Raw genomic sequence first — 15,718 nt, 5'->3', positions numbered from 1 at the left:
GGAATCAATCGTCCATACTGACGAATTTTCCTTTCTTATTGAACTTCAAGGAGTAATCGTTGCTCAATTCTACTTCTACGCCACTACGTCCGCGCTCAATCTTGGTGATGATTTCTCTGGGGAAATTCGTTTTTACGTACTCCTTTACAGATACCGGAATCAATGCAGCAGGAACGGCTGCTTTCTTGCAATCCACTTCCACCCAGTTACCCTTCTTGTCGAAGTCTATTTCAGTACGGTCGGTCAGCAGTACCTCATACTTTTTAGTTTGCAGTATCTCGCTCTCAATCTTGATATGAGAGATTTGAGGTTTGCTGAAATACTGGTTGATGAAATTGCGGGCAGTCAGCGGAAGCTGTTTCACATCCTGAGTGATCACATCTCCTGCAAAAGCAAATTGAACGGCTACAAGCGCCATCACAAGAATAGATAATACTTTCTTCATAATCGTTATTTTTTAAAGTGTTATTAATAAGTTTCGTATCATTCACACTGCAAATAACGACATAGAATTGGGAAAGATTTGGGAATAATCGGAGTTAACGGTTCTTTTTATTTTCTTTAACAAGATGAAAACGATGCATGCCATCCTGCCACTCATAAGTCAGCTTCAGCGAAGCAGAAAGAGCGATAGAGCGTGCTATGGCAAGTCCCAAGCCGGTAGAATCTTTCTTACCATCGGCACCATGATAAAAACGGCGGAACAGTTTCTCCCCATCCAGAGGCGCATCTCCCGTATTCTTTATAGACAAGGAGTTCGGAGTCGTAATAATTTGTACTTCTCCCCTCTCCCGATTATGGAACAGTGAATTCTTCACCAGATTGGAAATCAGAATCTGAGCCAGCGAATGATTGCAGCGGATAACAAAAGGCTGCTCTCCCCGCTCCCGTATCAGATGTATCTGCTTATGTTCATAAATATCCATCAAGTCGGGCAAGAGTTCGTCAAGAACCTCGTCTACAGAAATATCTTCCACTTCAGCGTACTGCCCGTTTTCTATGCGCGAAAGTAACAACAAAGACTTGTTCAGTTTTACGGCACGCCCCAAAGTGGAATATATGTCTTCCAGTTCCTTCATCTGCTGCTCAGTCAGTCCCTCGCTCTCGGCAAGCAATTCCAGCTTACTGCGAATAATGGCGAGCGGTGTCTGCAACTCGTGCGAAGCATTTTCGATAAACTGCTTCTGCTCCTCGTAGGCCTTGTAACTACGGTTGCCCATGTCCACAGCAGCGTCGCTCAGTTGGCGGAATTCATTTATTTTTGTCGGATTATCCAAAGGAGGCACTTCCTTGCCGGGCTGTATCAACTTCAGCCAGTCCAGCAATTTATGTAGCGGACGGAACACGCCTTTCAGCACCAATCGTATACCTACAGAGGTACAGATTAAAAATAGCAGGAATAAAGCACCCAAATACCAGAGCATCGCCTCCACCATATCATCCCGTTCCAGGATGGAAATCATCAGGGTCAATTCGTAATACTGTCCGTCGGGCATGCGGAAAGCGGTGCACATCACACGCACCGGCTCGTCTTCGTCTTCCAGTTCAATATAGACAGTAGAATCGTAATACTCTTGCTTGTAATGCCGTCCTTCTTCTTCGGAGATCGGACGAAACTTATAAGTAGACATCAGTGAGCCCGATGTCTCGAGCACCGAAGGATCGTGAAGCGCACTTTCTATTAATATATCGGCATAATTTTCCAGCGTATCGTCAGTTTCATCCACCACCTCGTCAATAATGGCGTAATAAAACAGCACACCCCACACCGCCATCAACAAGAAAAGCAACAGCGAAAGCTTGCGGTAAGTGTAGTGCAGTAGCTTCATAATTCGGACAGTTTATAACCGAAACCGTAAACGGCCTTCAGTTCGATGGTAGCCTCGGCTTGTTTCAGCTTCTTACGTAGGTTCTTTACCTGCGAATAGATAAAATCGAGCGAATCGGTCTGGTCTATATTATCTCCCCACACAGATTCTGCAAGACTCATTTTGTTGATAACCCGGTTGGGATTAACTACAAAATAATAAAGCAAATCGAATTCTTTACGGTTCAGTTGCAAAGAAGCCCCACCCACTTCTGCCCGCCGTTCATCGGGATAAAGTACAAGATTGCCAATAACAACACTCATATCACCTTTGATTTGCCGACGCCGAATCAACGATTTTACACGAGCATTGAGTTCTGCCAGATGGAAAGGTTTCGTAAGGTAATCGTCAGCACCCAGTTCAAGGCCGTCTACTTTATCATCCAAAGAATCTTTGGCAGATATAATGAGTACACTGTCACTGCGGCGAAGCCTTTTCAGCTCACGCAGCAAGTCCAGACCGCTTCCACCGGGCAACATGATATCCAGCAGAATACAATCATAATCGTAGTCATTTATCTTATCCAGCGCCGAGAAATAGTCGCCGGCAGTTTCTACGACAAACTTTTCTTTCAAGAGCGATGTACGGATGGTTTCCCGCAAATCTTGCTCATCTTCTACAATCAGGATTTTCATACCGGCAAAGATGGTTTATAAAACTGGAAACAATCTGGAAAACCGACGATTCTCGCTAATCAATGCTGTCTGTCTGATAATCCTCCATCATCTCGTCCTGAGTCATGGAGATTTTTCCATCAGCCGTAATAGTCAGTTTGATAGGAACATAAAGGTCTGATTGCGGATAGCAGACACTGGCTGCATAGATAATACCCTGCGGAGTGGTCTGATCGTAAACCAATCCTTCGAGAATGGCATATTTCATGAACTTTGCATCGACCAGTGAAGCAAAGCTTTCTTTAGTAAACACTCTATCTACCACTTGCTTGCCACCGGAAGTAAGGCGCAGGGTGATGCGATTATCTACAAATTTCTCTCCTTGTTCGTTCTTTACGATGGGCAAGGATTCATCCGGTCTGCGGACGACGGAAGATTGATATTCTTTTCCTTTAAAAGTGAAGGTTGCTTTTACATCAGATACCTGCATGCGTTGCGGAGCAGCAGCCTCTGTACTGTCCTGCATCAGTAGCTGCGCGTCTTCTTTTTCGCTCTTATTCTTCGACGAGCAAGCCGTGAAGAAGATTACCGATGCACATGCCAACATATAAACTAATTTCTTCATTGTTCCGTTTTTTATAAATAGACAAGGCAAAGGAACAAAAAGGGCGGGAAAAATACAAGGGAAAGCCGATAAAACAACTTTCCCTTGCATACTAATACCTCGAAAACCGAACTTTTTTAGGCAGCCTTTCTTTTAGAATCCATCTTGGCTTTTCTTTCCTGCATCTTCTTGCTGTATGCAGCATATTGGTCTTTTGTCATAATCTTTTGGAGTTGCGCATCGTAAGCCGTACGGGCAGCTTGCATTTCTTCATGCTTCTTCTGCATCTCGGCCTTTCTTTGAGCACGTTGTTCATCTGTCAACTGGGCTCTCTTGTCATCCTTTTTGTCGAGCTTGCCATCTTTTTTATGATGCTTGTCTCCCTTTTTATGATGCTTGTCCGCCTTTGCACAACAGCAAGAATCACTGTCTTTCTTACCTTTTCTCATATCCGGACGACGGTGCATCGGCATATTTCCCGTTTTCTCTACCAGCGCCAAGTTGGCTTCCAGCAATTGCTTCTTCTGCGTATCGTTCAGAGAATATTCCTTTGCCATCCGTTCCGTCATACGTTCGGCACGCACTTTCGGATCGGGCATTTTATCACTGCGGCGAGCATGCTGCGCCATTACCATACCGCCTGTCAGAAAGGCAGCCATCAATATTAAAATTATTCTTTTCATCATTCTATTCCTTTTTTAAGTTAGTACCTTATTATTAATTATACCTATTGTGTTGCAACGGTTATATGACAAAAAGAAATGCGGAAAGTTTAATCAAAACTTTTCGCTTTAACATAAAAAATGAGGTAGAAAACTTTATTAAGGTTCATCAAGGTACCGCACAATGATATCCACTTGCCTCGGCATAAAGGTTCGCGTTCGGACGTTATATCCCGTATATGCCAATGCCTCGTACAGCTCGTGGTTCCGTTTTATCCATCGCGTGAGGGTACGGATAGCACAGCGGGCAGTAGAATTGGGACAATACATACATGCCAAGTCTTTTTTTGTGTAAGTAGTGATTAGAAAGCCATTTTTTGTTTTCATAGTTCATTTAGTTTAAATTATTGATGTAAAGATACGACATCCAGAAGGCGAAGTCAAGTATTTTAAGGAGGAATATGAACCTTTCCTGAGAATAGTTCATACCCTCCTTATTATCAAGATGTTTTATCCTAACGGATTCTCGCCCTGATCACCGTCGGAACCGGAATCACCACCATCCGGATTAGGATTGGAACTGCCTCCGGAAACCGTTCCGTTGCCCGACCAGTTCACTTTCTCCACGCTGGCACGAGTCAGCATATCCTTAAAATAAGTACCCGGAGTAAAGATTATCTTCCGTCGATACACCGTACCGGCCGTTACCTTCTCTGCCGTCTCCTGGCTTTTGGCATTGATGCCCGGACGAAAGCAACCAAAGTCGCCCAACTGCACCGAGAATCCTTTATTGATATTCATATTCAGAGTATCAATCAACCCGTCCAAGACCAACTTTACCACACCACGGGGCGCCATGCCCACTTTCGTCACCTCGTCACATAGATCCTTAAACTCCAGCATTCCCAGCGTTTTCATCTGTGCCACATACTTTTCGGTTTTTGTTTCATCAAAACCAAACACTCTCTTTTTTACTTCATAATTCAAAGCCATCGTTTTCTAATTTTAAATGATTAATAATTTTGTTATTTCGGCTTTGTTCGCTCGTCAGTCCGCAAAACCTGTTTGTTTGTGATCACGATGCAAAGATACTATGAGACGAAAACGGGGTGGTGCTTTAAAGGTGGGTTAGCGGAGGATAAAGGAGGATAAAAAGGGATAAATAAGGACAGATAAGTGCCTGAAAGTAAATAAGATCAAAAAAAAGAAGAAAAAAAACATCATTTTAAGAATATTACTTCCTGTTCAATCGGATTTGTAATCATAGGTGGTGAAAACCCTTATACTGAAAGTGGTGGATATGTTTATTCATCAATCAATTTCTTCAGTGCTTTCAAATATTCGTCTACAGAAGCTACTAAAGGCAAAATGTCTTCTTTACCAATACTTATCCAGTCATCATAATCACCGGACTGGCGCAATTCATACACTTTGCTGTACAAACGCCCCATTTCGCGTGAAACGATACCTGTGCTAACAAAGTATTGCCCGAACAAGCGGATAACTCCCGAATGAGTAGAAGCAGTGTATCCCTGTTTTATCAGTAGCGCAGTAGTCATGTAATAACAAGCATAATACATACGGTTGGCAGCTGCATACCAAAATTCATTGTTGATAATACCTTTCGTTTCTTCCCAAGTTTCAAGAGCCCGATTCATACGGTTCATCATCAGCGATTTTTTTTCTTCTTCACTCAGTTTCATAATTCAACCCCTTCCTCTTCTATGTTTTTAAAGAATGGCGTACCTTTCCGTTTCATCCATTCGGACAGTGTATAAAGCTTCATACTGAAATACTCTCCAAGATTCCAGCCCAACTCTACAAAGGGGTAGGCATAAGTATCAAAATCAGAAGAAGTTATCTTGTCTTTATCCAAAAGTAACAACATATCCCAATCAGAGTCAGCAGTAGCGTCAGAACGTGCCTGTGAACCGAAAAGTATCAGTTTGCCTGATGGCAATACCGTTTCTTTCAATTCCTTAATTTTATCTATAATCTTTTCTGTTGTATGGGTCATAATCTCATCGTTTTGGTGAAGGCTTTACAAAGATAAGCATAATTTCCATTCTCAGCATCCTGAAGAGTAGGTTTTTACCTAAAAGAGGAAGAAACTCCGTTCAACGCAGTAAACAGTCCGTTGATAATCTTTGAGAGTAATATTTTTTATAGATGAATAATTCCAGACATCAATTCTCCCACTTTTTAATAGTTTCTATATTCTTCCGCCACATTTCCTCGAAATGGGCGAATTCCTTCTCGACTCGTCTCAGCAACGCTTGTTTTTCTTCTGCCGACATGAAACCGAAGCGTATGCTATTGCGAACCAGTTGCTTAATTTCGTAATAACTGATATCATAGCGCAAGGCAACTAACACATATTGTTGCGTCAAATTTGTACGCAATATACCCGGGTCATCCGTAGAAAGAATAGTAGGTACATCCGCTTGCCGATAAAGCATGAACGGATGAGCATCATCCTTGACACCGAGAATAAACTCATTGCTTGTCAGATTGATTTCAACCGGTACCTGTCGCTTTCGCATGGCATCCAGTAACGAAATACTTCCTTCTTCAAATGCAACATCAACCCCATGCCCGATACGGTCAGCTCCGGCAACGAAAACCGCTTCACGGATGTGACTGCACATTTCTTCCGGCTCGACCAGTCCCAATGTCAATTCCCCTGCATGGAGAGAGGTTTTTACACGGTTTCCTGTAGCCTTATCCAAGTAGCGGAACATTTTCATGTGAGCAGTGTAGTCTGCCATCGCAATCTCACTATTCTCGGCAGATACGATATTTACACCCACCAACTTGCTTCCTTTCCTCAGACAGCTTTTGAATGCGATGTAAAGTTGAGCATAGACCACAAGCGGAGTGGCATTGCGGCTGGCATACCCTTGATAATAGCAGACAGGGGCACGGTCATATCCGGATGAAAGGGTACTATGAATGTCAATGCTGTCAATATAGGCAACATACTTGTCCACCCACTCGCTCATTGCCGGTATCTTCTCCCATTCTTTGAAAATTTCGTCCAGGACTTTGTCTGTTCCTTCCCGTCCCTTTGTCCGTTCCGTGTCTTCAAGAATGGCCTTCTGTAACCGATCATTGTAACGGACATAGAAATCATTTCCACAAAGAGCATCAATTTTCGCCACATTGATACCGGGCGAGGAAAGCATTATCTCCAAATATTGCACATTTTCACGTGCTGCCCGTTTGCGTAATTCCTGCATCAACTCTACCGTATGTTTTCCTGCCACGGCATTGAACAGTCCGAATGCACCGAAGAAATATTCGTCTGCCCCCAACGGGAACTTTCCCGGATTGAAATTGCGGATAGACCATTTATCTATCAATGCCATACGGGTATTATGCAAGTTCGGCATATCAGGTGAAAGTCGCAACATCTCCTTGCCTCTTGTGCTATCTTTGAGCTGATAGAGCTTCCCGGTAGCCATATCCACCCACAGGCCATCTTCTGTAGCGAATTTAAAATAGCTTTCTGCATAGGCCGCACCAGTCAGGTGATTATGCAAATCCCCTCCCTTAGGCATTTCGGCAAAGAACTGCCGCAGACGGTTTTCATCCTTGCGTATAGTTGCAAAATACTCGCTCACCTTTACGGAGTCAGGTTGCGCATAAACCGTTACTATGTTGAATACGCATAGTAACGGTAATATGAAACAAGAATATAGTAACCTATTCTTCATCTATACCCAATTTTGATTATGTCGTCATTAGATAATATTCCCCTATACTTTCTACGATATGTGCTAACTGCTCGGCTCCCGGTATATTGTCTATACACTTAGCTTTTGCTGTTTCGGAGTGTATGCATTCTGAAATGCTAAAATAATTCATAATTTATTTACTTTTAATAGTTGTTATTACTAAAGAAGAAGTCGGAAAATGTACGATACTAACTCCGTTTAATCCGTCATAGGGAAATAATTGCCATTTATCATAGTGAGGAACTCACCGCGTTGTCTTCCATCGGGATGCTTGTAGCCAATGTGTATCCAGTTCGGCACGCCTTTCTTGTTTTCCTTTTCGGAAATCATCTGGTCGAATGGATGGTGGGAGAGGAACTCGCGGCAGAAATGCTTAAACTTTATCATCTCACCGTTTACGGGTATCAGGTCGAAAGCATAGCCGTAGCAATGAGCCGACGTATTGGGGCCGTGTACGGCAGCGTTCAGTGCCGGACCACGATAACCGGACGAAACATGAATGCCCGGCGAACCCAGTCCCACACTGCTGCAATATTGCCCCCATGCTTCGCGTAGCGGGTCTATCAAGGTTTCTATACTCTCTAAGATATGCGCTGTGTGTTCAGCATTAGGAGTGTTGTCAATGCCTTTCGTTGTTGCCGTAGCAGAACGTGTACAGTCTTCAAGTGTAAAATACTTCATAACTCAAAATTTTATAAGTTTATACTATTTGCGGCAGATTATGCCGGATTACTGTTTGTTTTCATTGGAGCATACCATTTCATTGTTCACGTGTTCCAAAGGTAGAGAAAGAAAATGAAAATGATATGCTCTTTTTTAGACTTGTTGGCTCAATCTGTCCACTTGTTGGCTCAAACTGTCACAAGCATTAACTCGGCCTGTCCAATATCACTGTTAATCAATCCATTTCGGTTTGTCCCCAAATTCGGTAGGAGCCATTCCATATTTACTTTGAAACATCTTATTAAAGTTAGAAAGGCTGATTCCGCAAAGTTTTGCGATAGTAGTAATGGCATATTCCGGACAGGTCTGTAGCAATGAAGCGGCATATTCCATCCGCTTTTTGTTCAGGATGCACGCAAAAATGCATGCTTAACGCAAGAAGAACTTATCAAACGGAGGATTTCCGTGCAATACGTGCAATCGGATTTGTAATCCGATTGATTGAGTATTAGGATTTGTAATCCGCTCATATACATGTGAATTTATTTAATTTGCATAGCGAAGGCGGATTAAAAATCCTGATACTCATGACCGGTATTCTGCAGGGTTTCTCTGGCTTGTTCCAGTTCGGCCCCCGAACTGCTGTCCAGTATTCCTGCCAAGATATCCATGTCGTTCGGAGAAAAGACTGCCAATACTTTTGCCCGCTTTTCATTCAGTGCCATAATTTGGCTTTGAGCCACAGTTTCGTACCATTCAAGATAGGCTTCATTGTATTTAAGATTACCTGCCGCATCCGTACTGGGATACAGTTTGCGCAACCTCTCCTTAGCCGCATTCTGTTTTTCCGCCCATGCTTTTTTTTCTGCCACATACTCATCGTACAGACGATAAAAGACCTCCTGCAGAGTGTATGTTTTGTCTTCTCCGTCTCCGAAATCATACGGGTAGGGAGTCAGCAGAAGTTCGCGCAGCAGTTTTTTGGCCTCTGCAATCTTCTCATTCAGTTTTGGGGTTAGCGTGTCGAGCGCAGAACGATACTGGTAAGGCAGTGTCATGCCGTTGTCAGCTCCCACTACATGGCCGGGGTCGAACAGTTTGTTTGCCAGCCGCGATTCATTCGCCTCGATGGTCGGTCCCTTGGGGGCATTGTTTTTGTAGTCATACGCAAAGTCTTCGGGCGACAATGCCTGACCGGGCAGGGTTATGCACAGATACTGTTGCGGGTCATCACCGCCAATGACATCTACAATCCGATCGTAAATGATGTCGAAGAAAGATCCGTTGGCGTCTCCTTTATTTTCACCTATGCCATTGTTTTCCCAAAAAGGAGTTATGCCGCTTGCCCTTTTCTCGGCAGCCGGTATCTCTTTTTTAGTTACTTCGTCTGCATTCTTTGCTTCCTTTTCAACGATGGGAGCATCTTGAGGTTCATTTGTTTTAGCCATAATTATAGATTGATAATTAAAAATATTTATATCCCATGACAGCGATATGCTTTTAGCTTATCTATAGCCTGTACCTCCGTGTGAGGTACAGCAGATGGTGATGGTATCACCTACTTGAATACTTTTCTAATCATAACAGTACATGTTTTTTAATATTAAATTTAGCAAGTATCAGGATTTGTAATCCGTTGCAACACCGCATATAATACTCAAGTCACAATAACCTCTAACAGCCCCTTCTCCCCGGCATAATTTCTCGCCGAACTATACAAATACTCTTCCGGACGTGAGACGATTTCCTGCCGCACAGGATTATTATGAATATAATTCAGTTTTTGCAAATAGAAATCATGTAAATAGATTAATTCCGGGTGACCATCCTTCCGTATCCTTTTTTTACTTGACAGTAGGCAATAGGCAATAGATTCCAAGATGATATGTTTGTATTTGGGACGGGTAAATATATCTATCCAATCTACTACGGTTGAAGTCNACCATCCTTCCGTATCCTTTTTTTACTTGACAGTAGGCAATAGGCAATAGATTCCAAGATGATATGTTTGTATTTGGGACGGGTAAATATATCTATCCAATCTACTACGGTTGAAGTCACAAAGTATAACTCATCTAAAACTCTATTTGTTGTATCCATTTGAGGGGGGGGATTTGTGGGGGCAAAAGTACACGTTTAAGTTGAAATACCATTCGGTGAATCGGATTACGTGACATGCAATCGGATTGCAAATCCGCCGGAACGGAGGAACGGACGGATACTATCTTCTTATCCAGTTTTCAGTTTCAATACCGGGAATCCGAGAAAGATGTTTTGTATTTTCTGATACTAAAACCATTTTATTTGCTACTGCCGTAGAGCCAATCAACAAATCAAAATCATCAATCAATTTGCCTTGTTTACGCAATTCAGCTTTAAAATCAGCAAAAAATGACAAGACTGGGTAAATAGGTAAAACGACAAATAAGCTTATTAATTCCTTGACTTGTGCTAGATGCAGTTCTTTCTTGCTACTGCATGCTGCTCCATACAATAATTCACCGACTGTTATTTCTGAAATACAACAGTTGTTTCGTCCTATTTCTTCTATACGTGCGGGAACATCATATTTCCCTTGCAGGAAAAAGATGCAAATATTTGTGTCTAATAAATATTTCGTCATTCGTCAAAGGATGTTATCTTGCGTGTTTTATTACTTCTACGTCCTGTCCGAATTGCTTTTTCCATAGCTTCGGCATCCGGATCATTGGTCCAAACACCTGCCAGCTTGCGAAGAGCCTCATCCTTTTTTGTTTCTGTTGCTTCTTCCGCCTTACCGACACTCTTCATCAAAGACTCGGTGAGTTTATTTACTAAATACAATTTAGCCTTATCACTCAATGAGTTCAGCATAGAAAAGTAATAATCAGCTAAATGAATATTAGCATCAAAAGTTTTCATAACTCTGTCTCCTTTCTTTTTTTAAGAACAACACAAAAGTAACCATTTATGCTGTAATGGCAATTGTTTCCTCTGTTTTTTTATCTTTCCCAATCCTTATTACTCTTATGTTGCATAGCATCGGAGGATATGGTAATCGGATTACGTGACGTGCAATCGGATTTCCGTGCAATACGTGCAATCGGATTTGCAATCCGATGATTGAGTATTAGGATTTGTAATCCGCTCATATACATGTGAATTTATTAAATTTGCATAGTAAAGGCAGATTAAAAATCCTGATACTTATAACCGGCGGATTTACAATCCGCCGGGACGGGTATTCCGTATTTTTGCAGAACAATTTTGTTCTGCACGATTAAATCCGTGCCTGAAAGCATCATCCAGTTCACTCCAGCCTTACATACTCTTGTTCAGATTCGTTTCATAAAATCAGCAGGTTACATCATTCTAAAATATAGCAGATAACCATCGGTTGGTTGTATATATTCAGTTTTATTATATGGCGGGCTTCAAGTGATGTGATGAAATCGAGTGTAATCAGATTCATGCCGGTCAACATTTCATTCCGTTTTACAGGGTCAAAAGAAGCCATCTCTTCTTTTACTATCCCTTTCACCAAATCAGCTTCTTTTCTGATTGAATAATAGAGATTAGGAGATATATTAATGGCATATATATCCAGAGAGAAAAAGGAATCGGCCTTTCCCACTCTTTCAGGCATATTATCTAAGTGTTTATGCAAATGCTTTCTCATTTCTTGCATTTGCTTGGTCGAAGTCGAGTCTTTAGTGCTATAAATATCGGGTGAATAAGTACCATCCATTTTCAAACGGCAGAAGTAGCGTTTATATTTACTGTCATCAGCCAGACCCAGCAGCTCATCGCTGATAATATTCAGCATAATACGTCTCTTTTCATCCAGTTCTCCAAATGTAGTTGAAGCGCTCAATGTATTGATACATACTTTATCTTTCAAAGTTAAAAGCAAATCACGAATCTTTTTTAACTGATCAGAACTATAACCTCCTGCAAATTTTCCTTTTCTAAGATTTAGTATTATAAATTCCTTAGGATGTTCGGTCATGAAACGAGAGATTTCATCCACTGCCTTGGATAGACTTTGTTCGGCAAAATAGAAGCCGTTATGATGCATGTATACAGAATTTCCCTTTACAATGAGTCTGATATCAAAACAGCGGACTCCTATCTCCAATTGCTCCTTGATGCTGAGAGACTGACATGATATTCGTCTGGCAATTTCATATTTAAAAGAACCGGAATTATGTGTAGAGGGCATTTTTATGTCGCATAGTTTTTGGTCTTTAATCTTTGAATACAAATCACCCATCCAGTCTTCCTGATTGAAGAAGTCAGAAGTCATATCATACAGTTTGAATACCTTGCATTCAAACTGTACATCACTCTTCCCTATAAATTGGCAAAGAATATTGTCATCTACACACACCTGTATCTGTTTATAAGCAAGGTTGGCAAATATATCTGCAAACACATTCTTTTTAACGAAATGTTTTTTTTTCGTATCATATTCGTATAGCTGGCAGTCGGCTTTCTTCACTTCCAGCAGGTAGGTGTAGTCATTATACTGAATCTTTCTCAGTTCTTTATGTTTTGCAGGGTCAAGAACCATATATGAAGGGGTTTTGATGTCAAAGTCAAAGGCCAGCTTTTGGTTCTTTTCCTCTAAATCGTAGATGTAGCATTGGTGATTAAAATAAAGCCCCATAGGTTTGGACGCATCCGCCAGCTCGATAAAATGCACAAAATTCCGATAGCCTGCATTGTAAAATATAGCACTGTCAAACCGATGATAAAATCTACCGTTATTATGATCTATGAATGCACGATTCGCTTTGTCGAACAGGAGAATATGCCAACGATACTGTATTCTGTCAAGTCCCGGTGGGAGTATGTCTGCAAGTGCCAAAAGATAGACGATGTTGTTGTAATTGATAATTTCAATGGCTCTGATTTTGTCTGTACACTGAATGGCAGTCTTATTAAATGTGAGAGAAAGATTGGGAATCGTATCATTCTTTTGCAGTTTGAATGTGTCATTCTCCCACATCAACAGACACGAATGTGTTGTTCCCGGAAAAAATAAAAGCCAAAACAGAGCACCGCTACACACAAAGACTTTGGACAGAGGAGCTGTTGGGATACTTTTAGAACATTTATATGTAAAGACTTTACTTCTGCTCACTTTGTCATCTTTGCCCCCACTCAACATAAATTCAAAACTTTTCTCAGACTTTTTGATGTACGTTATCAAACAGGTTCTCTTTTGCCAATAAAAACAATCCAGATACTCTTCCTTGGATTCCAATTTGAAATCAAGCGTTTTTACCGGGCTGCATTCCAACTCCTCCCTGTCGATGTCACTTAGCGTATGTGCCTCGGGATGTTGCTTCTCAGTATCATCTTCAAGTATCTTCCTGCCTTTCTTGATAGGGCTGCCAAATAGTTTCAGCCCTGCCACGCATGGGTCTGCATTCGTATTGTAATGGTCTGTTCTCCCCGCAATGCACGCCAGCGCATAGCCTTCCGGAAAGGTGTATTCTACTTTCACTCTATCATCGGGCTGATAGAAAGAGCGGAATCCGGCTTCTTTTTTATTCGTTTTAAACCACAGCGTACAAATCATATATGGAGAGCGACCAAACTTGCAATACTCGCAAATCACCGTTTGTATATATTCATCCCTGTCGAACTTAATCTCCATTTTCTTGCGCGCACCTCCACCGTGCATAGGCAATTCCTTATCAGCGTAAACCATTTGTATACGGTCGATGAACTGTACATAATCAATGTTGATTTGGGTTGGAAACCTGTATGGGTCTTCTTCATTGAATGCTTGATAAGCGCATACATCACTCCATTCTTCTCCGGCACCTTCAAATAAGGTATATTCCGATAATAAATTTTCCTTCATAAATAATAGATTTTAGATGGTTTGTTTATACTATTTTTTGTTCACTAATCTACTTCCAGCTAATGGTGCCACAAGAAGCGGTAGCACTACCACTTCCTTGTTTAAGTGTTCCACCTTTACCGACTTTACTCGCACTCAAATCTGTAGTACTGTTCAAGCCGCTCAAGAACTGCTGTTGATTCTGCCCGCTCTTCAACGTGATGGTGATGTTTCCACAAGAAGCGGTAACATTATTATTACCAGCTGCTTGCGCCATTCCTGTTCCAATGATGGCTCCTTCAATCTGGCCACCGTTTTTTACTGTCAGTGTTGTGTTTGTTATGGTGATAGCCTTACATGAAGAAGAGGATTCATAGGCCATTCCGCTGCCGATAACGGCGGCAGTTAACATATCGCCATTTGTGCGGTCTATCGTCAGGGTTATGTTTTTGATGGTGATGTTTCCGACACTTGCATCTATTTTGCCGCCAATGATGGCTTTATCAATTGCAGCTGTTGCTGATTGGGAGATATTCAGTGTCCCGCTACTCTGCCCGTCAAGGGTGATGTCGGTATTTTCATTGGTAAGCAGAATGGCACTTTTCCCTTTTGTTGTGTTGATATTGTTCGTGCCTGTCACGGTTAGAGTGGGGCTTCCGTTTGCCACATTGATGGCGGCATCATGGTTATCTATATTGAATGTGACACCATCCAGCGTTACGTTGCAAGTGCCCGTAATGGTGATGGGCTGGTCGCTTGTGCCCCTGATGGTGACATCTTTGTTGATACTGCTTGCATCCACCGGGCTTCCGTTCTTGTCGAGGATGGAGAACGCCGTATTTACCTTCACGGTATAGGTGTACACCTTTCCTGCCGCGAGCGTGATATCAGAGGTGAGTGTGCAGGTAGTGGTCTTACCGTCGGCATTGATGGTAATTACCTTGTCCATTGCGTTCGTACCCGGCACGAGGTTGGCTTCCCAGTAAGTGTCGTTGCCATAGGTGTTTTTCTTCATGGAGATGCCGCCGAGAGAGTTGCCACTTGCTGCTGTAACCGCACCGTTGTTGACGGTGCAAGAGGTATATCCTTTTACGCTTACAGCGGTGACATTCAGATTGCCGGTGTAAGAGCCTTTCTCTACCTTCACCCGTACTTTGGCAAGCTGGTGCTTGAAGTTCAAGGATATGTCTTTGCTATTGTAATTTACGTCAGACTTTTCGTCCGCTTTCAACACATACGCAAGTCCACTGCTTTGGTTGGCAAGGCTGACGATATTTTTTGTCATCGTACTTTGCCCGGCGATGTTGGAATACCACGCATTGATTTTGGATGATTGGGTGGTTTTCCAATAGACTGACGGATTATAGTCAGTTATGTTACCGCTTTCGTTCAGCGTACAAATAGTTTCCATATCGTTGTTGCCTCCGCTGACTACGACCTTTATCTGGTCGTCTTTCGTCCACTTGCTCTTGTGGCTGCCGTTTTCGTCATAGTCCGACACGCGTGTCTGCGGCGAAGCTACCACTTCGCTTTGCGTGGCAGTCAGCATCAAAGGGTACTTGCTTTCGGGCAGTATGTGTGAAGTGCTGTCCGTCACTTCGTCCTGCGTGCAGGCGGCGAACATCAGCAGGGATGCCAGTGCGCAGGCGGTCTGTAGTACTGTTAATCGTTTCATATCGCTTATACTTTTTATTGTTTTTACAATGTCATTATAAGCGTCCGGTTTGAAAGGGGAAG

At 42.3% G+C, this 15,718-nt stretch carries 17 protein-coding genes; all 17 read right to left on the bottom strand.

What is annotated here, in order from left to right; all coding sequences use genetic code 11:
* Positions 1-4: 4 nt before the first annotated feature.
* The gene (locus AAE250_RS18295; protein WP_294602321.1) at positions 5-445 is read right to left on the bottom strand and encodes a PepSY-like domain-containing protein; all 441 of its coding nucleotides are present in this window, start codon (positions 443-445) and stop codon (positions 5-7) included.
* Positions 446-539: 94 nt separating this feature from the next.
* Positions 540-1,829: a sensor histidine kinase gene (locus tag AAE250_RS18290; RefSeq protein ID WP_294602324.1), complete on the bottom strand. Its 1,290-nt coding sequence runs from the start codon at positions 1,827-1,829 to the stop codon at positions 540-542.
* Positions 1,826-2,503, bottom strand: a complete 678-nt coding sequence (locus AAE250_RS18285; RefSeq protein WP_294602327.1) for a response regulator transcription factor — start codon at positions 2,501-2,503, stop codon at positions 1,826-1,828. Before AAE250_RS18285 ends, AAE250_RS18290 begins: the two co-directional genes overlap by 4 nt.
* Positions 2,504-2,558: 55 nt before the next feature.
* Positions 2,559-3,107 carry a DUF4738 domain-containing protein gene (locus AAE250_RS18280; protein WP_294602329.1) on the bottom strand — a complete coding sequence of 183 codons (549 nt, stop codon included), beginning with the start codon at positions 3,105-3,107 and terminating at the stop codon, positions 2,559-2,561.
* A gap of 116 nt (positions 3,108-3,223) precedes the next feature.
* Positions 3,224-3,769 carry a DUF4890 domain-containing protein gene (locus AAE250_RS18275; RefSeq protein ID WP_294602376.1) on the bottom strand — a complete coding sequence of 182 codons (546 nt, stop codon included), beginning with the start codon at positions 3,767-3,769 and terminating at the stop codon, positions 3,224-3,226.
* Between the two features lie 138 nt (positions 3,770-3,907).
* The gene (locus AAE250_RS18270) at positions 3,908-4,135 is read right to left on the bottom strand and encodes a DUF4248 domain-containing protein (RefSeq protein WP_294602332.1); all 228 of its coding nucleotides are present in this window, start codon (positions 4,133-4,135) and stop codon (positions 3,908-3,910) included.
* A 123-nt stretch (positions 4,136-4,258) separates the two neighbouring features.
* The gene (locus AAE250_RS18265) at positions 4,259-4,741 is read right to left on the bottom strand and encodes an HU family DNA-binding protein (RefSeq protein WP_294602335.1); all 483 of its coding nucleotides are present in this window, start codon (positions 4,739-4,741) and stop codon (positions 4,259-4,261) included.
* Between the two features lie 311 nt (positions 4,742-5,052).
* Complete coding sequence (locus tag AAE250_RS18260) at positions 5,053-5,451, bottom strand: HEPN domain-containing protein (protein WP_294602337.1); 399 nt, start codon at positions 5,449-5,451, stop codon at positions 5,053-5,055.
* Complete coding sequence (locus tag AAE250_RS18255; protein WP_294602340.1) at positions 5,448-5,765, bottom strand: nucleotidyltransferase domain-containing protein; 318 nt, start codon at positions 5,763-5,765, stop codon at positions 5,448-5,450. The genes AAE250_RS18260 and AAE250_RS18255 overlap by 4 nt, the downstream gene beginning before the upstream one ends.
* A 169-nt stretch (positions 5,766-5,934) precedes the next feature.
* Positions 5,935-7,464 carry an adenosine deaminase family protein gene (locus tag AAE250_RS18250; protein ID WP_294602343.1) on the bottom strand — a complete coding sequence of 510 codons (1,530 nt, stop codon included), beginning with the start codon at positions 7,462-7,464 and terminating at the stop codon, positions 5,935-5,937.
* Positions 7,465-7,683: 219 nt separating this feature from the next.
* Positions 7,684-8,166 carry a D-Ala-D-Ala carboxypeptidase family metallohydrolase gene (locus AAE250_RS18245; RefSeq protein ID WP_294602346.1) on the bottom strand — a complete coding sequence of 161 codons (483 nt, stop codon included), beginning with the start codon at positions 8,164-8,166 and terminating at the stop codon, positions 7,684-7,686.
* Positions 8,167-8,379: 213 nt separating this feature from the next.
* Positions 8,380-8,556, bottom strand: a complete 177-nt coding sequence (locus AAE250_RS23660; RefSeq protein WP_446715772.1) for an AraC family transcriptional regulator — start codon at positions 8,554-8,556, stop codon at positions 8,380-8,382.
* A 161-nt stretch (positions 8,557-8,717) separates the two neighbouring features.
* Positions 8,718-9,596, bottom strand: coding sequence for a hypothetical protein (locus AAE250_RS18240; RefSeq protein WP_294602349.1), 879 nt, complete (start codon positions 9,594-9,596; stop codon positions 8,718-8,720).
* Positions 9,597-10,369: 773 nt separating this feature from the next.
* Entirely contained in the window at positions 10,370-10,771 is a 402-nt protein-coding gene (locus AAE250_RS18235) for a type II toxin-antitoxin system VapC family toxin (protein WP_294602354.1), read from the bottom strand.
* A complete protein-coding gene (locus AAE250_RS18230) occupies positions 10,768-11,049 on the bottom strand; it encodes a hypothetical protein (protein ID WP_294602356.1) in 282 nt (93 codons plus the stop codon). Before AAE250_RS18230 ends, AAE250_RS18235 begins: the two co-directional genes overlap by 4 nt.
* A 445-nt stretch (positions 11,050-11,494) precedes the next feature.
* The gene (locus tag AAE250_RS18225; protein WP_294602358.1) at positions 11,495-14,002 is read right to left on the bottom strand and encodes a phosphatidylinositol-specific phospholipase C domain-containing protein; all 2,508 of its coding nucleotides are present in this window, start codon (positions 14,000-14,002) and stop codon (positions 11,495-11,497) included.
* Positions 14,003-14,051: 49 nt separating this feature from the next.
* Positions 14,052-15,656 carry a fimbrillin family protein gene (locus AAE250_RS18220; protein ID WP_294602360.1) on the bottom strand — a complete coding sequence of 535 codons (1,605 nt, stop codon included), beginning with the start codon at positions 15,654-15,656 and terminating at the stop codon, positions 14,052-14,054.
* Positions 15,657-15,718: the final 62 nt, after the last annotated feature.

The sequence above is a fragment of the Bacteroides sp. GD17 genome (assembly GCF_038448625.1).
Lineage (GTDB): Bacteria > Bacteroidota > Bacteroidia > Bacteroidales > Bacteroidaceae > Bacteroides.
The sequence above is the reverse complement of the archived record's forward strand: the minus strand, read 5'-3'. Positions and strand labels throughout refer to the sequence as shown.